The organism is Xenorhabdus sp. Sc-CR9, from assembly GCF_963897815.1.
Lineage (GTDB): Bacteria > Pseudomonadota > Gammaproteobacteria > Enterobacterales > Enterobacteriaceae > Xenorhabdus.
This window is the reverse complement of record NZ_CAWQTY010000109.1, coordinates 130,253-151,961: the sequence shown is the minus strand read 5'-3', so window position 1 is coordinate 151,961 and position 21,709 is coordinate 130,253. Positions and strand designations below refer to the sequence as shown.

General features: G+C 41.7%; 16 protein-coding genes. 13 read left to right on the top strand and 3 right to left on the bottom strand.

The genetic code is table 11. From position 1 onward, the window contains the following. Positions 1-72: 72 nt before the first annotated feature. From AACQ81_RS05670 to dld, 7 genes are all read left to right on the top strand, one after another. Positions 73-1,560: an amino acid permease gene (locus AACQ81_RS05670; RefSeq protein WP_237385195.1), complete on the top strand. Its 1,488-nt coding sequence runs from the start codon at positions 73-75 to the stop codon at positions 1,558-1,560. Positions 1,561-1,823: 263 nt separating this feature from the next. After that, complete coding sequence (locus tag AACQ81_RS05665) at positions 1,824-2,924, top strand: ABC transporter substrate-binding protein (RefSeq protein ID WP_237385194.1); 1,101 nt, start codon at positions 1,824-1,826, stop codon at positions 2,922-2,924. Between the two features lie 19 nt (positions 2,925-2,943). Continuing rightward, positions 2,944-4,029, top strand: a complete 1,086-nt coding sequence (locus AACQ81_RS05660; RefSeq protein ID WP_237385193.1) for a FecCD family ABC transporter permease — start codon at positions 2,944-2,946, stop codon at positions 4,027-4,029. Beyond that, positions 4,026-4,814 (top strand): ABC transporter ATP-binding protein, encoded by a 789-nt coding sequence (locus tag AACQ81_RS05655; RefSeq protein WP_237385192.1) that lies wholly within the window; start codon positions 4,026-4,028, stop codon positions 4,812-4,814. The genes AACQ81_RS05660 and AACQ81_RS05655 overlap by 4 nt, the downstream gene beginning before the upstream one ends. Before the next feature lie 127 nt (positions 4,815-4,941). Beyond that, a complete protein-coding gene (locus AACQ81_RS05650) occupies positions 4,942-6,909 on the top strand; it encodes a ligand-gated channel protein (protein WP_237385191.1) in 1,968 nt (655 codons plus the stop codon). 665 nt (positions 6,910-7,574) lie between these two features. After that, the gene (locus AACQ81_RS05645) at positions 7,575-8,957 is read left to right on the top strand and encodes an APC family permease (RefSeq protein WP_237385190.1); all 1,383 of its coding nucleotides are present in this window, start codon (positions 7,575-7,577) and stop codon (positions 8,955-8,957) included. Between the two features lie 259 nt (positions 8,958-9,216). Then, positions 9,217-10,953, top strand: coding sequence for a D-lactate dehydrogenase (gene dld, locus AACQ81_RS05640; RefSeq protein WP_237385189.1), 1,737 nt, complete (start codon positions 9,217-9,219; stop codon positions 10,951-10,953). Between the two features lie 98 nt (positions 10,954-11,051). Here dld and sbcB read toward each other — a convergent pair whose 3' ends face one another. After that, positions 11,052-12,482, bottom strand: coding sequence for an exodeoxyribonuclease I (gene sbcB / locus AACQ81_RS05635; RefSeq protein ID WP_237385188.1), 1,431 nt, complete (start codon positions 12,480-12,482; stop codon positions 11,052-11,054). A 328-nt stretch (positions 12,483-12,810) separates the two neighbouring features. Here sbcB and tmaR point away from each other — a divergent pair, with 328 nt between their 5' ends. Further along, a complete protein-coding gene (tmaR, locus tag AACQ81_RS05630; RefSeq protein ID WP_237385187.1) occupies positions 12,811-13,131 on the top strand; it encodes a PTS system regulator TmaR in 321 nt (106 codons plus the stop codon). 333 nt (positions 13,132-13,464) lie between these two features. On the opposite strand, the gene rne is transcribed toward tmaR, so the two are convergent. Next, complete coding sequence (rne, locus tag AACQ81_RS05625; RefSeq protein ID WP_237385186.1) at positions 13,465-16,707, bottom strand: ribonuclease E; 3,243 nt, start codon at positions 16,705-16,707, stop codon at positions 13,465-13,467. A gap of 559 nt (positions 16,708-17,266) precedes the next feature. Between rne and rluC the strand changes: the two genes are divergently transcribed. After that, a complete protein-coding gene (rluC, locus tag AACQ81_RS05620; protein ID WP_237385185.1) occupies positions 17,267-18,223 on the top strand; it encodes a 23S rRNA pseudouridine(955/2504/2580) synthase RluC in 957 nt (318 codons plus the stop codon). Here the strand turns inward: rluC and AACQ81_RS05615 are convergent. After that, positions 18,220-18,810 carry a Maf family protein gene (locus AACQ81_RS05615; RefSeq protein ID WP_237385184.1) on the bottom strand — a complete coding sequence of 197 codons (591 nt, stop codon included), beginning with the start codon at positions 18,808-18,810 and terminating at the stop codon, positions 18,220-18,222. The genes rluC and AACQ81_RS05615 overlap by 4 nt on opposite strands. Before the next feature lie 145 nt (positions 18,811-18,955). On the opposite strand from AACQ81_RS05615, the gene yceD reads away from it, so the two are divergent. The 4 genes from yceD to AACQ81_RS05595 are packed head-to-tail and all read left to right on the top strand — an operon-like array spanning position 18,956 to position 21,705. Then, the gene (gene yceD / locus AACQ81_RS05610; RefSeq protein WP_237385183.1) at positions 18,956-19,480 is read left to right on the top strand and encodes a 23S rRNA accumulation protein YceD; all 525 of its coding nucleotides are present in this window, start codon (positions 18,956-18,958) and stop codon (positions 19,478-19,480) included. A gap of 12 nt (positions 19,481-19,492) precedes the next feature. After that, complete coding sequence (gene rpmF / locus AACQ81_RS05605; protein WP_004247080.1) at positions 19,493-19,663, top strand: 50S ribosomal protein L32; 171 nt, start codon at positions 19,493-19,495, stop codon at positions 19,661-19,663. A 29-nt stretch (positions 19,664-19,692) separates the two neighbouring features. Further along, complete coding sequence (gene plsX / locus AACQ81_RS05600; protein WP_237385182.1) at positions 19,693-20,751, top strand: phosphate acyltransferase PlsX; 1,059 nt, start codon at positions 19,693-19,695, stop codon at positions 20,749-20,751. Next, positions 20,752-21,705 carry a beta-ketoacyl-ACP synthase III gene (locus AACQ81_RS05595; RefSeq protein WP_237385181.1) on the top strand — a complete coding sequence of 318 codons (954 nt, stop codon included), beginning with the start codon at positions 20,752-20,754 and terminating at the stop codon, positions 21,703-21,705. Positions 21,706-21,709 lie beyond the last annotated feature (4 nt).

The window sequence follows — 21,709 nt, the reverse complement described above, 5'->3', positions numbered from 1 at the left end:
TTCGCCGCTATTCTAGGGACGAGGATTTGTTACAATTCCGTATTAAGGTTATTTTCATAATATAGGAATAGAATGTCTCAAGAACAATGTACGTCACGGGATCAGGCTCCTAAAACTCTACGCCGGGAATTAAAAGCACGGCATATGGCAATGATTGCTATTGGTGGATCGATTGGTACGGGGTTATTTGTTGCTTCTGGTGCAACGATTTCCCAAGCGGGTCCCGGTGGAGCCTTACTTTCCTATGCACTAATTGGCTTAATGGTGTATTTCTTGATGACCAGTTTAGGCGAATTGGCGGCGTACATGCCGGTTTCGGGATCATTTTCAACCTATGGTTCTAAATATGTTGATGATGGCTTCGGTTTCGCATTGGGATGGAACTACTGGTATAACTGGGCTGTGACCATTGCCGTTGATCTCGTGGCTGCACAGTTAGTCATGGGGTATTGGTTTAATGATGTTCCAGGTTGGGTATGGAGTGCATTGTTTCTTGGTCTGATCTTTTTGCTGAATTTTATCTCAGTTAAAGGCTTTGGCGAAGCAGAATATTGGTTTTCCTTGATCAAGGTTTCTACGGTAATCGTCTTCATTATTATCGGTATTCTAATGATAGCCGGTATTATGAAAGGTGCTGAAGGCGCAGGCTGGCATAACTGGGAAATTGGTGATGCGCCATTTGCCGGAGGCTTCGCTGCAATGATTGGGGTGGCAATGATTGTTGGTTTCTCTTTTCAGGGAACAGAACTGATCGGTATTACTGCTGGGGAATCTAAAGATCCGGCAAAAAATATCCCTCGCGCCGTGCGTAAGGTGTTTTGGCGGATTCTGTTGTTCTATGTGTTTGCAATTTTGATTATCAGCCTGATTATTCCGTATACTGATCCTAGCTTGTTGCGTAATGATGTGAAGGATATCAGTGTTAGCCCATTTACTCTGGTATTTGAAAATGCAGGGCTGTTATCCGCGGCTGCGATAATGAATGCAGTGATATTGACCGCTGTGCTATCAGCCGGAAATTCGGGAATGTATGCTTCTACTCGTATGCTATTCACCTTGGCAAGGGAAGGTAAAGCTCCGAAAATTTTTGGTCACTTGTCGAAAGGCGGCGTTCCACGCAATGCACTTTATGTGACAACTGTGGTAGCGGGATTGTGTTTCCTCAGTTCCATGTTTGGAAATCAAACAGTATATCTGTGGTTATTGAACACGTCTGGTATGACTGGTTTTATCGCATGGCTGGGGATTGCAATTAGCCACTATCGCTTCCGTAAGGGTTATATTGCGCAAGGCTTGGATCTGAATAATCTTCCATATCGTTCAGGTTTCTTCCCAATCGGGCCTATTTTTGCCTTTATTTTGTGTTTGGTGATCACATTGGGGCAAAATTATCAGGCCTTTTTACAAGATACAATCGACTGGTACGGCGTTATCGCAACTTATATTGGTATTCCGTTATTCCTAATTATCTGGTTTGGTTACAAACTGAAAAAGAAAACCCACTTTGTGAGATACCATGAGATGGAATTCCCAGCATTTAAATATACTGATAAAGAATAACTTGTTAATAAATGCCCAATGAAATGATGCCTATTGAGTAACGTATTACTACTTTTATATAACAAGAAACTGCCCGTTTTGTGATGGAATTGGCAGTTTTTATTTTTTATAAAGATTAAAGAAAAAATATAGGTCGTAAATTTCGGATATACTCAACTAATCGCATTGATAATTATTCTTATTTGCTTTATTGTTATCGCCACAATTGTTGCATTAAGAGGCTAACTAAAGTGAAGTTTGTATTTCGAGCAGTCGTGAAAAGTATGAGTATCGGTCTAATGGCAGGCTCCGCCCTGATGGTGAGTTTTGCTTCCTGGGCTGAAACAGTCACTGATGTTGCTGGACGTACTGTTGAGGTGCCTGAGAAAGTCAATCGTATTTTGTTAGGTGAAGGTCGTCTGTTCCACTCTATAGCATTATTAGAAGGGGACAAACCTCTGGCTCGTATCGCCGGCTGGCAGGGTGACTTCCGTAAACTGGATCCACAAACTTACTCTATCTATAAAGCTAAATTTCCTGAAATTGATGATATTCCCCTGATTGGTAATACGAGTGCTGATAGTGTCAGTTCTGAAAAAGTGCTTACATTAAATCCTGATATTGCTATTTTTGGCCTGTCTGGGCACGGCCCGGGAAAAAATAGTGAGCTGGTGAAGCAGTTGGAAAAAGCTGGTGTTCCTGTTGTTTTTGTCGATTTCCGCAACGACCCTTTGAAAAACACATTACCTAGCATTCGTATGCTGGGTAAAGTCCTGCACCGCGAAGAGCAGGCTAATGCTTATGCTGATTTTTATGAAAAAAATCAGAAAGTAGTGACTGACATTACTGACCGTATACCAGATGCACAGAAACCTTCCGTGTTTATTGAGCTAAAAGCCGGCTCCATCGAAGATTGCTGTGGTACTGCGGGTAACGGCAACATGGGGAATTTTATTGACTTGGCTGGAGGCAAAAACATCGCCAAAGATGTGCTTCCTTCTCCGTTGGGAACAATGAATCTGGAAAAAGTCATTGCTGACGATCCTTATATCTACATTGCAAGTGGTGCACAAGATCCGGGTGATAAAGGTATGGGGATTCAGATGGGAGCCAAAACTTCAGCTGATATTTCCCGCACTGGTTTGAAAGCTATCACTGAGCGTAAAGGTATCAATAACTTAACTGCTGTGAAGGAAGGGCGCAGCCACGCTATTTGGCATCACTACTACAATTCGCCTTACAACGTTGTTGTTACGCAAGTTTTCGCAAAATGGTTCTACCCTGAAAAATTTGCTGATTTAGATCCGCAACAAACATTGAAAGAGCTCCACAATAAATTCTTGGCTGTTGGAACAGCAGGTACGTATTGGGTCAGTGAGAAATAAGCAGTAACGGGTAATAAGAATGAGTGTCACTACCGAGCCTATGCCAATGGCGAAACAACAATTGAATGAGTGTGATATAAAAGCACATTATCGTCAGATCCTGCGCCGACGTATTGCATGGATATTGTTCATCGTTTTGGTGATTGGCACCTCTGTTGTACTGGATTTTACAATGGGACCATCAGGGTTATCGCTACAAACCCTCTGGCAAACACTGGTTTCACCAGAAAGCGTTAATGTAGCAACAAGGGTGATTGTTTGGGATATTCGATTGCCCTATGCCTTGATGGCGGTAGTGATCGGCCTGTCACTTGGGCTGGCCGGCGCTGAAATGCAGACAATCCTGAATAACCCGCTAGCCAGCCCATTTACTTTGGGTGTATCTAATGCCGCTTCTTTTGGTGCGGCATTGGCGATTGTGCTGGGAATCGGTATTCCAGGAATCCCAGAACAATGGTTTATTTCGGCAAACGCTTTTCTTTTTGCATTTCTAACCGCTTTGATGCTTGATGGCATCACCCGTTGGACAAGAGTGGCAACCACTGGTGTTGTGTTATTCGGTATTGCGATGGTGTTTACCTTCGAAGCTCTGGTTTCTATGATGCAATTTATCGCCACGGAAGACACCTTACAGGGGCTGGTTTTCTGGACGATGGGTAGCCTCTCCAGAGCGACATGGGAAAAACTGGGCATTATGATGTCAGTTTTTTCCATTATTATGCCTATCTCAATGAGCAACTCCTGGAAACTGACCGCATTGCGTCTGGGGGAAGATCGTGCAACTAGTTTTGGAATTAATATCGGTCGTCTTCGTTTGGGGACATTGCTGCGTATTAGTATCCTGACAGCATTAGCGGTTGCATTTGTTGGCCCAATTGCCTTTATTGGATTGATGGCTCCTCATATCGCCAGAATGATTTTTGGTGAAGATCACCGTTTCTATTTGCCAGCGAGTGCGTTGATTGGCGCATTGGTTTTATCAATGGCTTCCATTGCCTCCAAAAATTTAATTCCAGGTGTCATCATACCGGTGGGGATTGTGACATCCTTGGTCGGTGTGCCTTTCTTCCTTAGCATAGTTTTACGCCATAGGGGGAACATATGAGTCAGGGATTAAAAATAAATCGTTTAACGACGGGATATCCGAAGTGTCCTGTGATTCAAAATTTGGATGTAAAGGCATTGCCGTGTGGTCAAATCACCGTATTGCTGGGGCCGAATGGTTGCGGAAAATCCACACTTCTGCGTTCGCTGGCGGGTTTGAATAAAGCCAGTGGTGAAGTCCTGTTGGATGGACTGGATTTGATGCAAATGAATTTTGTCCAGCGCGCTCAGAACGTGGTTTATTTGCCTCAGTCATTACCGGCAGGTGTTCATCTTCATGTACTGGAGTCTGTGATTGTTGCTCAGCGAGCATCAGGCGACGTGAATAGTAGACAGTGTGAGCAAGAAGTCATGGAGCTGTTGCGTCAGCTTGGTATTGATCATTTGGCTCTCAGCTATCTGGATCAATTATCAGGTGGACAAAAACAGTTAGTTGGGTTGGCTCAATCATTAATCAGGCATCCAACTTTATTATTATTAGATGAACCATTAAGTGCATTGGATTTAAATTACCAGTACCACGTCATGGATTTGGTTGCACGTGAAACGCGCCGTCGTAATATTATTACGATTGTTGTTGTTCACGATATTAATATTGCATTGCGTCATGGCAATCATGTATTAATGCTCAAAAAAGGTGAGTTAATCTCCGAAGGTACACCAGAACAGGTGATTACGTCGGACAGTTTGGCTAAAGTTTATGGTATTAAAGGCCGAATTGAGCGTTGTTCTCAGGGTATACCGCAATTATTGATCGATGGTTTAGTGACGGAATTAGCGAGTTAGAATAATAAAATTAAAGTGTAATTTAATAAAAATAATATTAGCAGGGGTAAATCATTATCCCTGCATTATGAGCATATGTCGATTATCCATATTAATTTAAGTTATTTTATTTTTTGGAGAATCGGGAATGGTTGTTTTTGCAAAGAAAAAAATTGTATTAGGTATTATTGCTGCTGTTTCAGCCAGTGCTGTTTTGTCTGCTAACGCTGCCAATAATCGCGAAGATAAAATTATCGTGACTACCGCCGCGGGCTTTCAGCAAAAGATTGAAGACGCGCCTGCGTCTATTTCGGTTATCAGCCGTGAACAGTTAGAAACTAAAGCTTACCGTGATGTCACTGATGCCTTGAAAGATGTGCCGGGCGTGGTCGTTACGGGTGGTGGTAGTAGCAGTGATATCAGTATTCGTGGTATGTCTTCAAAATATACCATGATTCTAGTTGATGGCAGACGTATTGATACGCGTAACACTCGCCCGAATAGTGATGGTTCAGGAATTGAGCAAGGGTGGTTACCGCCGTTGGCTGCAATTGAGCGTATTGAAGTAGTAAGGGGACCAATGTCTTCTCTATATGGCTCCGATGCTATGGGCGGCGTGATTAATGTCATTACCCGTAAGGCTCAGAAAAACTGGCATGTAAGCGTGAGTGCAGATGCTACTCTGATTGAAAGTAAAAAGTCTGGTAATAGCCACCAGAACAGTATTTATGCGGCAGGGCCGATAATTGATGGATTATTGGGATTGAGGATAAATGGCCTATATTCGCATCGTAATGAGGATAAATTCTTTGGTGGATTTAGAAAACAGGAAATGCGCAATGGTGCGATGGCTCTTTCTTTAACTCCAGATGAGAAAAATGCTTTTATTTTCGAAGCCGGTCGCTATGAGCAAGATCGTGACTCAACTATCGGTAAGAGTCGAGATTGTCAGCCAAAATCTTGTAAAGATGATATAAGTCGTTATAAACGTAATAATTATGCTATTACGCATCAAGGTGTCTATGATTTTGGCACGATGACTTCATATATTCAAAGAGATGAAGCTCGTAACCCAGAACGTGAAATGACAAACAATGATACGGTATTTAATAATCATACAACGCTTGTATTTGATGACCATACCGTAAGTTTCGGTGGTCAATATCGTTATGAAGATTTACGAGATAATGGCAATAAACTACCTTCAGCTAAAGATGTGAATAAATTAACTCGCTGGAGTTGGGCATTGGTTATGGAAGATGAATGGCAACTGACTAATGATTTTGCCCTGACCAGTGGAGTTCGGTTAGATAAAGATCAAAATTTTGGAATGCATTGGACACCTCGTTTATATGGGGTTTGGCATGCGGATGAACAATGGACTGTTAAGGGTGGTGTTTCTACTGGTTATCGTTCTCCTGATATAAGACAAGCGTCTCCTAATTGGGGACAAGCAACAGGTGGACGGTTCAGTAGTGGTATGATTTTAGGAAGTCCAGATCTTAAGCCAGAGAAAAGTATTAACGAAGAAATTAGTATTATCTGGAATAATCAAGATAACTTGAATATCGGTGTAACTATTTTTAATACTAATTTTAAAGATAAAATCACAGAATTTAGAGATTGTGACAAAAATTGCTCACTCGGTGGTAAAATTTATGACTTTATCAGCAAGCGAATGAATGTTGATAAAGCTAATATTCGAGGTATCGAAACCACCATGAATTGGAATATTGTTGAAAGCTTATCATTGGCAGCAAACTATACTTATACCGATTCTGAACAAAAAAGTGGTAAATTTAAAGGTCAACCATTGAATAAAATGCCAACACATATGGCAAATGCAACTTTGAACTGGCAGGCGTTATCTGAATTGGATACATGGACTCGTATCAACTTCCGTGGTAAAACAAAAAATTATCAGTATCGCACTAGTATGAGGGACGGAACTCCTTCTTATACTTTTGTCGATCTAGGAATGAGTTATAATTTGACTAAAGATTTACGTCTATTAGGTGGTATTTATAACATTTTTGACAAACGAGTAACTGAGGAGTCTCATGACGCAGTTCTCGATGGTCGCCGTTACAATATCGGCCTTAATTATGATTTTTAATTAATATTTTGCTTTCTTATTAATATTAACGATTATCTTTAACATTTAAATACATATAAAACCATCTCTCTACCCATTTTATGATGAAGAGATGGTTTTTTTGATACCAAAGTGATCATAATTAAATGGCAAATAGTTTCCCTCTCTGCTAAAAATTTATACAGGCCAATCAATGGATATGAGGGCGTCAGGTTTCAGTACTGACTCAGTAAGAAAGCCTATTTTATAAGGCTTTATAGTGCCGTAAAAAATAATAAATTTTTTGATGTTATAGCACTTGCTATTTCAAAACTTGAAAGGCAAAATGCGTGCACTAAAAATAACTGGTGCGTAAATATGCACCAGTTATTTTTTTGCGTTGAGTTATTTTTTACAACACCAAGAGGCCGGATTTTGTTCCGGATCGATACTGACCATAAGCAACCATAATTGAGACGGGGTTGCTGTACTGAGGAATGCAAATATGGAGCAATTATTCTCTTTTGCACTTGTGCCAATTGGCGCTCGTTGCTGCAATGATGACTATGGGGCATGGTCCTCTGTCAATTCACTATCCTCTAAGTTTTCTTTCTTTTCTGTCTATAGACAGATGCGAAGTCTGCCCAGTAACTATCGATTAAGTAGTTGTATCAGTACTCAGATCGAAGTTACGGGAGATTTCGCTCATGTCGCATAATACTACTACAACCACACTTGGTATTAATCAAGCCACTGCTGACAAGCGTGTTCAACTGAGAAGAACACTGACTCTATTTCAAGTAGTCATGATGGGGCTTGCCTACATGCAGCCAATGACTATTTTTGATACGTTTGGTATTGTCTCTGGTTTGACCGGTGGACATGTTGCGACCTCTTATGCTATTGCGCTGACCGCAATTTTATTTACGGCTTTGAGCTACGGAAAACTGATAAAACGATTTCCATCGGCGGGTTCTGCCTATACCTACGTACAAAAATCAATGAATCCCCACCTTGGATTTATGGTCGGCTGGTCGTCTCTACTGGACTATATGTTGATGCCGATGATCAATGTTTTATTGGCAAAGATTTATCTACAGGCCCTGTTCCCTGGTATTGATCCGTGGATCTTTGTGGTCATGTTGGCTGTAATTACGACAGTCATCAATTTGTGTGGCATCAATGTTGTTGCAAATATCAATAGCATCGTTGTGATTGTTCAGATTGCTGTGATGGTGATACTCGTTGGACTGATGATCCATGGCGTCTATAATGGAGAAGGTGCAGGAACATTACTGAGTATTCAGCCATTTACCTCGGAAGAAGCGCAATTAATTCCTATGATTACTGGCGCTACGATACTTTGCTTCTCATTTCTTGGGTTTGATGGCATTAGCTCTCTGGCTGAAGAAACACCAAATGCAGGTAAGGTTGTCCCTAAAGCGATTTTTCTGACTGCATTAATTGGTGGTGTTATCTTCATTGCAGTATCGTATTTTTTACAACTCTATTTCCCAGATATTTCTCGGTTTAAAAACCCGGATGCTTCTCAGCCAGAAATTATGTTGTATGTTGCTGGCGCGTTATTCCAGTACGTTATTCTCATATTTTCTAGTGTCACGGTAATGGCTTCCGGTATGGCAGCACATGCAGGGGTATCCCGTCTGCTTTATGTGATGGGGCGCGATGGCGTACTACCTGAGAAAGTATTTGCTTATGTTCACCCAAAATGGCGTACTCCGGCAATCAACGTCATATTGGTTGGGATTATTGTTCTTTTGGCGGGTTGGTTGAACCTGGTGACAGCAACCGCATTGATCAATTTTGGTGCGTTAGTTGCGTTTACTTTCGTTAACTTGTCGGTAATCTCGCAATTCTATATTCGTGAACGTCGCAACACTACACTGAAAGACACTTTGAATTTCTTGCTCCTGCCACTTCTTGGAGCGGCGACAGTAGGTGTATTGTGGATTAATTTGGAAGCAGAATCCATGGAATTAGGTCTATTTTGGGGAGGAATTGGTCTTATTTACATGTTTTTCCTGACTCGTAGCTTCCGTCAACCAATGCCACAGTTCAGTGAGTCATAATAAAAGATAAATTTCACGTTGTGGCTAATAAAGCCGCCATATGAAAATAAAAAATGCACTGATACTTTTTTCGAAACAGCACCTTCGGGTGCTGTTTTTATGTATATCCCTTTGATGGAAAGGTTTTTACTTGAAGTGAAAAAAGTGTAGAAATCATACAAAAATCATTAAAAAGCATCATATAATAAACAGTCATTTTGCTATACCTGATTTCATTAAGAGCACGTTTGCTTGGCTCTCATAAGGTAAGAAAATTATTATGAATGATGCTAAAAACCCTCAAAATCAGCAATTTATTGCTATTCTCACGAATATCGTTGGGTCTTCTCATATTCTCACCGAACCCAAAAAAACAGAATGTCATCGCAAAGGTTTTCGTTCTGGGCAAGGAGATGCCCTTGCTGTTGTATTTCCGGGTTCATTACTGGAACAGTGGAAAGTGTTCAAGGCCTGTGTTGATGCCGGCAAAATTATTTTGATGCAGGCCGCCAATACTGGACTAACGGAAGGTTCTACGCCGAATGGGAATGACTATGACCGTGATATTGTCATTATCAATACCTTACGAATGGATAAAATTCAATTTCTTCAATCAACCAATCAGGTTATTGCATTTCCCGGCAGTACATTATGGAAATTGGAAAAAACCTTGAAGCCACTGGGACGTGAACCTCATTCAGTCATTGGTTCATCCTGTATTGGTGCATCTGTTATTGGCGGGATCTGCAATAATTCCGGTGGTTCTTTAGTTCAGCGGGGACCGGCTTATAGTGAAATGGCACTATATGGCCGAGTTAATGAAAAAGGTGAAGCTGAACTTATTAACCATCTGGGGATCTTGTTGGGTGAAACCCCCGAAGATATTCTGGTCTGTTTGGAAGAACAGCGTTATCGTGCTGAAGATATTCAACATGGAGAGAGAGTTGCTTCTGATCATGAGTATTCACAGCGCATCCGGGATGTTGATGCAGGTACTCCATCACGGTTTAATGCTGATGAACGCAGGTTGTTTGAAGCCTCTGGCTGTGCAGGAAAATTGGTCGTTTTTGCAGTCCGCCTCGATACTTTTCCGGCAGAACTTTCTTCGCAGGTTTTTTATATTGGCACTAACCAACCCCACGTACTGACAAATTTACGTCGCCACATTCTGTCTACTTTCCAGCAATTGCCTGTTGCGGGTGAATATATGCATCGGGATATTTTTGATATCGCTGAAATATATGGAAAAGATACTTTTGTTATGATTGATAAACTGGGCACGGATAAAATGCCGATGTTTTTCAATCTGAAAGGGCGGATGGATGCCATTTTTAGCAAAGTGCCATTTTTGCCATCGCATCTGACAGACTGTGTTATGCAAGGTTTAAGTCGTCTATTACCCTCCCATTTACCTCCTCGTATGAAAGAGTATCGAAATCGTTTCGAACATCACTTAATGTTGAAAATGTCCGGTGAAGGCATACATGAGGCGAGTAAGTGGCTGGCTAGTTATTTTAAACCAGCAGATGGAGAATATTTTGTTTGTACGCCAGAAGAGGGGGCAAAAGCATTCTTGCACCGTTTTGCAGCAGCAGGGGCAGCGATTCGTTATCAGGCTGTTCATAGTAATGAAGTAGAAGATATTCTGGCACTGGATATTGCTTTACGACGCAATGACCGTGAATGGTTTGAATCCTTGCCTACGGAAATTAATGAAACACTGGTACACCGTTTATATTACGGGCATTTTATGTGTCATGTATTCCATCAGGACTATATTGTCAAAAAAGGCACAGACATTCATTTACTGAAAGCAAAAATGCTGGAAATTTTGAACCAGCGAGGAGCGGAATATCCGGCAGAACATAACGTTGGTCATTTATATCAAGCTAAACCACAGCTTAAGCAATTTTACCAAATGACAGATCCTACTAATACCTTAAATCCGGGAATAGGTAAAACTTCCAAACTGAAAAACTGGGGCAGGAAATGTGGTTGTCAAGATACAGACTATTAGTATGATGAGTCTGTTTTCATGGCAAGATAAAAAAGGAAAAGACAAAACATGGGTGTTTGTCCTTTCTTTTTTAACATAGCGGATATTATACGTAAAGTTTATCCGGCTAGTTGAATTGCATATTCAATTAATGCTTTTAATTGACGACATTTTTCTTCATCGGACTGATATTCAACAAAAAGATTTTCAATAGTCGCAAGATATTGACTGATACGCTCCTGAGTTAAAATATCCTGACGATGGCGCAACCAACGTTGTTGTTCGTCATAATTCAGTGTTGCAGGATAGTTTCTGGCACGATAGCGGAATAGTAGAGCTTTAATGCGTGCATCCTGAAATGTTAAATCCAAGGCAGGCAAGTTCTGGGGTGCTGTTTCTCGAATAATCTCCATGGCGGTTTTATCGGCGTCGCTGAAAAAGCCGCTATACAGTTTGGCATCAACGTTATCAGATTCTGGAAACTCTTCGGAATTAGAAAATAACTCAACGATTTTTTCCCTGATTTGCGGATTATTGCGCAAAATAGCCAGATTATGTTCACATTGTTTGAGATCCAATCCGACTCTCTCTGCATCTTCTGGCCGTAATGTATTTTCTGGTGCAATGATTGGACATTTATTGATATGTACTAATTTAATCGGCACCGGACTTTGATCTGGCTGCAATTTATCTCGTCGGGTATACAGGCGTTCACGTAATTCATCCACAGTAAGTTCCAGCAGTGGAGAGATATCTCCTGCCAAATCACACATGATGACAGCATTTCGGTTTGTCGAATGCCATGCCAAGGGTGCAATAAGGCTGATATTACTGCGCAGAGTTCCAAACATACCAGATACATGAACCAGCGGTTTCATTTGTGGGATGTCTATCTGATGACTGATTTTCTGCTTATTTCTTAATTGGAAAAAGTAATCAAACAAGCGGGGTTGGGCTTTTTTCACCAATTTTGCCATTGCTATAGTGGCATAAACATCAGACATAGCATCATGGGCATGGGTGTGTTCAATACCATTGGCCTTAGTCAGATGTTCTAGTTTGAAGCTAGGTAATCCATTATTATTTTCTGGCCAAATAATGCCTTCTGGGCGTAAGGCATAGCAGGCACGTAATACATCAAGCAAATCCCAGCGGGAATTACCTTTTTGCCAACTGTAGGCGTAAGGATCGTAAAAATTACGATAAAAAATGTTACGGCTTACTTCGTCATCGAAACGAATATTATTATATCCAAGAATACATGTGTTGGGTTTACTGAATGCTTTATGGATTTGGCGAGCAAATTCAGCTTCATTGACCCCTTTTTTTAAGGCCAATTGTGGTGTGATTCCCGTGATCATAACAGCTTCAGGTTCTGGAAGGTAATCGTCAGCAGGAGTGCAATACACCACTAAAGGTTCTTCAATGATATTGAAATCGCTATCGGTGCGAACTCCTGCAAACTGGGCAGGGCGATCTAAAGCTGGGTGCTTACCAAAAGTTTCATAATCATGAAAGTAGAAACTTTGTTGTTCTTTACTGGTGTTCAAAATTATGAGTTCTCCATCATAGCCAGTTAAATTTATCTCTAAAGTGCATCCCAAAAACGATGATTCTTAGTGACACTAGAATCTGTTGTACATGGTAAACCATATTCTGGTTAATCTGAATTAACAGATTTGAGTGATTGTGGTGCGGAATAAGTGAATTGCTACAATAAAAGTAGGGAAATAACTCTTTGCCTGCTAAGAAAGGATGACCTCACTCACTGTTTGTAAATCCTAAAAATTGTCAAAACTAACTTGTCTATGTATTGCTTGAAATTGTATTGTGTAGTTAGCATAAGAAATTATCAGTCTGATTAAAAAGGTGTAAAAAATGGACAACACAAATAAACCAACATTCCACAATGTACTGGAGTTTGTGCGTATATTTCGTCGTAAAAACAAATTACAGCGTGAAATCGTAGACAACGAGAAAAAGATCCGGGATAACCAAAAACGTGTATTACTGCTCGACAACTTGAGTGATTACATTAAGCCGGGAATGTCGGTTGATGATATTCAAGGAATTATTGCTCATATGCGCAGTGATTATGAAGAACGTGTTGATGAATATATCATCAAAAATGCTGAGCTATCTAAAGAACGTCGTGAATTATCTAAAAAACTGAAAGCGATGGATGGCGGAGTCAAATAAATTTTCGATTGCCAGGATTTGAATTGGCAAAGTTAAACCACGCCATTGTGCGTGGTTATCTTTTCATCTATACACTTCGTCTTTCAAACTGCCTCTTTGTTGGCTGTGCTCGCTCACCCCGGTCACATAGTTATCTATGCTCCCGGGGATTTGCTCTCTTGCCGTCGCGATGCAACTTGAAATCCATTGTGTATATGGAAAAATCAGTTCCAATTAGGTTTGAGTTCAGGATCGACCAAGGCATAAAATTGATTTGTTTTTATGGTATGCCGGATAAAAAAGGCTCCTAATGAGAAGGAGCCTTCGGATTTTGCAAGAAATTACAGCATTTGATTATTCAAATAATTGTGGTTTAGACATAGCTGAGGTTGCGATACTCGTTGCAGAGTGTCCACCTGCACCACCTTTTCCTTTGAATGGGGGAGTAGGACGCTGCCATTCACTGATAACGACAGATTTTGTTACCATATCTGGTGCTGGTGCTTTTGTCATTGGGGAATAAGCGTGGTGATTTTTTTCCACAACAATCGAAGACTCAGTAACTTTTGTCTCTTCCGTTTTAACTTCCTCTGCCTTAGTGCATGTTTCCGCTGCGGCAGTTGGTTGTTCTTCATGATGTTCCTGTTCAACGATAGGTGCCACAATGATAGGTTCTGCCGCGTGACGTGTTTCTTCAGAATCATGTGATACTGCTTCATGTAGTACTTTATCACCCAAATTGTCATTTAAAACTTCTGACTGATGTTTTTCATCATGATTGATAGCAGATTCCACTTCTACATTTTCTCGCTCTGTAGGTGCCGTAATGGAAGAGTTATCGGTAGCAGATATAGCATTATCAGCGGATTTAGTATCGTTATGGATGGTAATATTTTGTTGTTCTGCAATTTCAATCTCTTTCACCGATAAGGTAGGTGCAGATTCAGTCGTTGTTGGTATCAAAAACACATCTTTTTTCAGTGTTGAGGCTGTCTCTGCAACGGTATCAACAACAGCCGGAATTTCAAGTTCAATTGTTGTCGGTGGTGTAACAGGATAACTAACCCAGACTTTTCCTGATGCCAACTCCGGCGAGACTACTGCCATTGTCAGCGGTACTGGTGATTGAGTGAGATTACGCTCATCACGATAACGACGACGACGCTGACCACTGACACGTAAATGACGTGGTGAACGACGAGAGCGGCGTGGCATTGTACCATCTTGCTGCTCAGTGTTTTGTATGTTCTGTGAAACAGCACTTTGTACAGCAACACTTTGTGCAACAGCATGCTGCGGCATTTCTTGTTGGCTGGCTGTTTCAACATTTGTGTCAATAATGGCAGGTACGGAGATTTTTTTCTCTTCTTCTGCATTGGTTGGCACAGTATCAGGCAACACCACTGGCAAGGCTGTAATACTAGCTTCTTTTTTCACTTCATCAGTTATGCGAACTTTTTGCCCAAGCTGGCGACGTTGACGACGAGGCATGACAGGTTGACGCTCTTCAGCTTCTTCCTCGATAAGATCTGGTTTATTCGCAGTCTGCTGGGCTTTAACTTCCAGTTGTTGCTGGCGCTTTTCTTCCTGACGGCGACGCTGACGCTCGGCTCTTTGTTCGCGACGTTGCTGTTGTTGCGCTTCACGAGCTTCATTATCTATCGCAATATTGTCTTGGACATTAGCATTACTTTTCTGCTGAGCGTTACGTCCCTTACGTTGTTCATCACGTTCACGATTATTGCGAACTTCATTTTCGCTGCGTTCACGGCGCTGATTTTGGCGACGTGGGTTGCGACGTTCTGATGAACGGCGATTATCATTGCCAGACGATTTTTTGTTCTTTTCTTGTGTTTGTTTTTCTTCTTCGCTACTGAACATTTTTTTCAGGGCACTGAAGAAACGGCTGAACATCCCAGGTTTTACAGTTTGTTTTTGATTATTGACTACTACTTTTTTCTCTTTCTCTTTTGCTGACACAGAAGATTCAACAGGGAGATCAAAAGTGGAAATAGCCGGTTGTTCTGGACGTTTGCGCTCATGCTGGCTGTCATCCTGAACATTTGCCATTTCTGCTTCATGTAATTGTGGAAGCTGATAACTCAAAGCAGAAATTTCTTCACCTTTACGTACGCGTAAGACAGAGAAATGAGGGGTCTGCATTTGATCATTTGGAACGATAACAACACCCACACCGCCTTGGCGGTGTTCAATGGCACTAACGGCCTTACGTTTTTCGTTCAGGAGATAAGAAGCAATCTGTACAGGCACAATGGCATGAACTTGATATGTGTTTTCTTTCAGTGCTTCTTCTTCGATAAGGCGCAGAATTGATAAAGAAAGTGATTCATTGTCACGGATAGTCCCTGTACCACTGCAACGAGGGCAGACATGATGACTGGATTCACCCAGAGACGGACTTAAACGCTGACGTGACATCTCCAGCAAACCAAAACGAGAGATACGACCGATTTGAATACGGGCACGATCTTGGCGCACGGAATCACGCAAGCGGTTTTCAACTTCGCGCTGATGGCGTACCGGTGTCATATCAATAAAATCGATGACAATAAGACCACCAAGGTCACGCAGACGCAATTGGCGCGCAATTTCATCAGCAGCTTCTAAATTTGTATTAAAGGCTGTTTCCTCAATATCACCACCACGGGTTGAACGGGATGAGTTGATATCGATCGCAGTTAAGGCTTCAGTGGTATCAATAACCACTGAACCACCAGAAGGTAATCTAACTTCACGTTGGAAAGCTGATTCAATCTGTGATTCTATTTGATAATGGCTGAATAGGGGGACTTCGCCGCTGTACAATTTGATTTTACTGGCAAAATCAGGACGTCCCAGCGCAGTAATGTGCTGGCGTGCTAAATCAAGAATCTTCGGGTTGTCAATCAAGATTTCCCCAATGTCAGGGCGCAGGTAATCACGGAAAGCGCGCACAATAACATTACTTTCCTGATGAATCAGGAATGGTGCTGGGTGACTGTCTGCAGCTTTCTTGATTGCTTCCCAATGCCTCAGACGGAAATTTAAATCCCCCTGCAAAGCTTCTGCTGACTTGCCTACACCTGCTGTACGAACGATAAGTCCCATGCCTTCAGGGACTTCAAGAGAGGAGAGCGCTTCTTTTAATTCGATGCGGTCATCACCTTCAATGCGACGAGAAATACCACCTGCTCTTGGGTTATTTGGCATCAGAACCAGATAGCTGCCAGCCAGACTAATAAAGGTTGTTAAAGCTGCACCTTTATTGCCTCGTTCTTCTTTATCAACCTGAACGATGACTTCTTGGCCTTCTTTAAGGATATCCTTGATATTAGGGCGGCCATGAGGATGATAATTACTTGGAAAGTATTCGCGAGCAATTTCTTTAATGGGCAGGAAACCATGCCGTTCTGCACCATAATCAACAAAAGCAGCTTCCAGGCTAGGTTCAACCCGTGTAATTTTACCTTTATATATATTTGCCTTTTTCTGCTCGTGTCCTGGGCTTTCAATATCCAAATCATAAAGACGTTGCCCATCAACAAGGGCGACACGCAACTCTTCCTGTTGAGTTGCGTTGATTAGCATTCTTTTCATTCTAACTTACTCATTATTTTTTACATTGGTATAGAGCTACGAGTAAAAAAGAGGTGAGCTACTGGTTACCGATGACCTCGTGTCTTTTACAAAGCCGTCAGCCTCACGGCTATCGTTTGTATAGAGGTGCCTATTTTGTCGGCGAGTCTGAATTTCATTTAAATACAGCACTCTTTATTGGAGAATTCTGTAATAAATCTGTACAGATTTTACCCAATCCAGTAAGCTGCAACTCGCAGCCCATAAATTGTTTGATTAAACATTGCGTCTTACGCCATTGCTGCACTTTTGTTTGATCAAACAGATAACAAACAATTTCAATCTTGCCATTCATAGTTTAGTGAACTGTGGCCAGAAAGCATTATTCCATTGCTATTGGGGTGATAGCAAGGTGACTTTATCGCTTTAGGGGTTTTTTATCAGGAAATAGTGATAACTTGTTAATCTTGGGTCTTTATCCTAGGGCATTTATAATAATAAAGCAGGAAAGCATGGATATTATTTAGACATATTTAAAAATGTGTAGCGCTCTGTTTGTTGGATAATTAGAATCTCGTCCATGAAAACAAATAATCAAATTGTACAATTTGTCACGATTGATGACGATGAGGCTGGTCAGCGAATTGATAATTTTTTGTTGGCTCGTTTAAAAGGTGTGCCTAAAAGCATGATCTACCGGATCTTGCGCAAAGGTGAAGTTCGCGTTAATAAGGGAAGAGTCAAGCCCGAATATAAATTGGCGGCAGGTGATACAGTCAGAATTCCACCGGTTAGAGTGTCAGAAAAACAGGAAACTCCTGTATCTGCAAAATTGGATAAGGTCGCAGCTCTGGCTGAATGTATTTTATATGAAGATGACCATATTCTGGTCATTAATAAACCATCAGGAACGGCAGTACACGGTGGAAGCGGACTGAGTTTTGGTGTTATTGAAGGATTACGTGCATTACGTCCTGAAGCACGTTTTCTTGAATTGGTTCATCGTCTCGACCGTGATACATCGGGTATTCTGTTAATTGCGAAAAAGCGTTCTGCGTTACGGGCATTGCATGAACAGTTACGCCTGAAGCAAATGCAAAAAGACTATCTGGCGTTAGTGCGCGGACAATGGCAATCGCATTGTAAAGTAGTAGAAGCTCCCCTATTGAAAAATATCCAGCAAAGCGGGGAAAGGATGGTAAAAGTCAGCAGTGATGGCAAACCATCAGAAACGCGTTTTAAAGTTGAAGAACGATATGCGTTTGCCACGTTGGTACGGGCAAGCCCAGTTACAGGGCGAACCCATCAGATCCGTGTGCACACCTTACATGCAGGTCATCCTATTGCTTTTGATGATCGCTATGGTGATCGGGCATTTGATGCACAGCTTGCAGAAACGAATCTTAACCGATTGTTCCTGCATGCCAGTTCATTAAAGTTCACCCATCCATCGACGGGAGAAACTCTGCGTTTCGAAGCTCCAATCGATGATAGGTTACAAAGTTGTTTAAAAATTCTCCGGCAAAATAAACATTAAGAACATACCGTCAGAGGGTTTATCCCCTGGCGGATCAGCATTTCTGTCAGAGTAATTAATGGTAAGCCTACTAGTGTGTTTGGGTCTCTGCCATTAAGCTTTTTGAATAACGTAATTCCCAATCCTTCACTTTTAAAACTACCCGCACAATTAAAAGGTTTTTCTTTGTTTAAGTAGCTGATGATTTCTGTTTCAGAGAGATCTCTAAAGTAGACATCAAATAGCTCACAACGGGTATCTATGTTTCCAGTTTTGCTATTGAATAATGTAATTCCAGTATAAAAAGTGACACATTTTCCACTCGCTTTTTTAAGTTGTGAGAAAGCATTCTCAAAACTATGTGGTTTACCGGTAATTTTGCTATCTAAAACACAAACTTGATCTGAACCTATAATTAGGTGATTGGAGTAATCCCTATGCAATGCGGTAGCTTTGGCATGTGATAACCGCGTTACTAATTTTTCTGGATTCTCATTCTCTCGTGGTCTTTCATCAATATCGGGGGAAGCACAAGTAAAAGGTAATCCTATTTTTTCCAATAATTGGCGTCGATATACAGAAGTTGACGATAAAACAATCGGAAGCATCATTTTTTCCATAAAATACGTAGAGAAATATTTGCAGGCATTTTAAACTAGGCAGCGCTTAATAAGCGAATATTTGGCGGAAAGGTGCAGATGTGTGGCCTTTTTCTTTGACTATATCTCATTACAAAGATAATATGCGCGCCTTATGCAGAAGGTAAAATTACCCCTGACCATTGATGCGCTTCGAGCGGCTCAGAAAAGATTGGACTACTATGGTAGCTATTCTGCTGAGCAAGTTTCTCGTATTGCAGAATCCGTGGTCAGTGTGGATGGTGATGTAGATAGCTCACTATCATTTGAAATTGATAATCAGCGTCTGACAGTTGTAAAAGGGCATTCTGATGTGGATGTCACGCTTGCCTGTCAGCGTTGTGGCAGTAATTTCAGTCATCATGTTCACACAACGTATTGTTTTAGTCCAGTCATCAATGATGAACGGGCTGAGGCATTACCGGAAGAGTATGAGCCAATTTACGTTAATGAATTTGGCGAAATAGATTTGCTGGCAATGATTGAAGATGAAATAATTCTGTCTCTGCCAGTGGTTCCGGTACATGATTCTGAACACTGTGAAGTGTCCGACGCGGACATGGTATTTGGTGTACTGCCTCCTGAAGCAGAAAAACCAAACCCATTTGCCGTATTAGCCAGTTTAAAGAAAAGTACTTAAGGAGTAAGGTCAATGGCCGTACAACAGAATAAACCAACTCGTTCTAAACGTGGTATGCGTCGTTCCCATGACGCACTGACTGCAACCCATGTCTCTGTAGACAAAACTTCTGGTGAAACTCACCTGCGTCACCATGTGACTGCTGATGGCTACTACCGTGGCCGCAAGGTAATCAACAAGTAATTTAAGCTAATTATTAGCAAGTTGATATCTTGACTAATCTAACCTTAGCGTTAGATGCTATGGGCGGGGACTTTGGTCCTCGCGTCACGGTGCCTGCTGCATTGCAGGCACTGGCATCTAATCCGCAATTAAAGCTATTGTTGGTCGGCAATCCCGAAACCATCTCTCCATTGCTTGCAAATAAAAATGCTGAGCTGCTCAGCCGTCTGCAAATTATCACTGCGGAACATGTTGTTTCCAACGACGTAAGGCCTTCTCAGGCTATTCGTTCCAGTCATGGTACCTCAATGCGTGTTGCTCTAAACCTGGTTAAATCAGGTGAAGCACAGGCGTGTGTCAGTGCGGGAAATACTGGAGCTTTGATGGGGCTAGCCAAAGTGATGTTAAAATCCATAAAAGGAATTGAGCGGCCTGCGCTGATGACAGTGATACCTAATCTAAAGCAACAGAAGACCGTTGTATTAGATTTAGGCGCTAATATTAATTGTAATAGCGATATGTTAGTTCAGTTTGCGATTATGGGTGCCGTAATGGCGGAGCATGTTGTAGGTGTGGATAACCCACGTGTCGCATTACTCAATATCGGGGAAGAGGAATCCAAAGGGCTGGATAATATCCGCGAAGCTGCTATGACCCTACGAAATACTGGATTAATCAATTACATAGGGTATTTGGAAGGAAATGAGTTACTGACGGGAAAAACAGATGTACTCGTATGTGACGGCTTCGCAGGTAATGTTACGCTGAAGACGATGGAAGGTGCGATCAGAGTCATTCTATCTCTGGTAAAATCGCCGGATGGTCAGCAGAAAAAATCATCTTGGTTAATGAAAATATTCAAGATGAAGATATTCAAGAAATGGTTGCTAAAACAGGTAACGAAGCGGTTTGGTCATCTAAACCCTGACCAGTATAACGGAGCAACGTTATTAGGGCTGCGCGGTATCGTCATTAAAAGCCATGGTGCCGCTAATGAACATGCGTTCAAGGCTGCTATTGATCAAGCTGTTCAGGCTGTAGAGAAGCAGGTTCCTGACAGAATTGCTGCCCGGCTGGATGCAGTATTACCCAAGAGTGAACAAGCATAAATGTATACAAAAATCTTAGGTACGGGCAGTTACTTGCCTGCACAGGTGCGTACTAACGCAGATTTGGAAAAATTGGTGGATACATCTGACGAGTGGATTGTGACTCGCACAGGCATTCGCGAACGCCGCATTGCTGCTGAAGATGAAAATGTTGCAGTTTTGGGTTTCAAGGCGGCTGAAAAAGCCATTGAGATGGCTGGCATCGACAAAACTCAAATTGATTTAATTGTTGTTGCAACCACAAGTTCAACTCACGCTTTTCCAAGCGCAGCTTGTCAGATTCAGCAATTATTAGGAATTCCGGGGATTGCAGCTTTTGATGTGGCTGCAGCATGTGCTGGTTTTACTTACGCGTTAAGTGTTGTAGATAAATTTATTAAAACTGGTGCGGCTAAACATGCATTGGTGATTGGTTCTGACATTATTTCAAGAGTTGTGGATCCTGAAGATCGCGGTACAATTATTCTCTTTGGTGATGCTGCGGGAGCAATGATAGTCGGAGCTTCTGAGGAACCAGGCATCCTGTCTACCCATCTGCATGCCGATGGCCGTTATGGTGATCTGTTATCCCTACCTCATCAAAGCCGAGTAAAGCTTGATACACCAGAATATGTCACGATGGCTGGCAATGAAGTCTTTAAGGTTGCCGTGCGTGAATTAGCCAATATCGTTGATGAAACTTTGGAAGCTAATAATTTGGCTCATTCCCAGCTAGATTGGCTGGTACCTCATCAGGCGAATTTGCGTATTATTGCGGCGACAGCCAAGAAATTGGATATGACAATGGATAAAGTTGTCGTGACGCTGGATCGTCATGGCAACACCTCGGCAGCATCTGTTCCGACAGCGTTTGATGAAGCGGTTCGTGATGGAAGAATCCAACGCGGTCAACTTGTCTTACTTGAAGCATTCGGCGGTGGCTTTACCTGGGGCTCAGCGCTAGTACGTTTTTAATTTA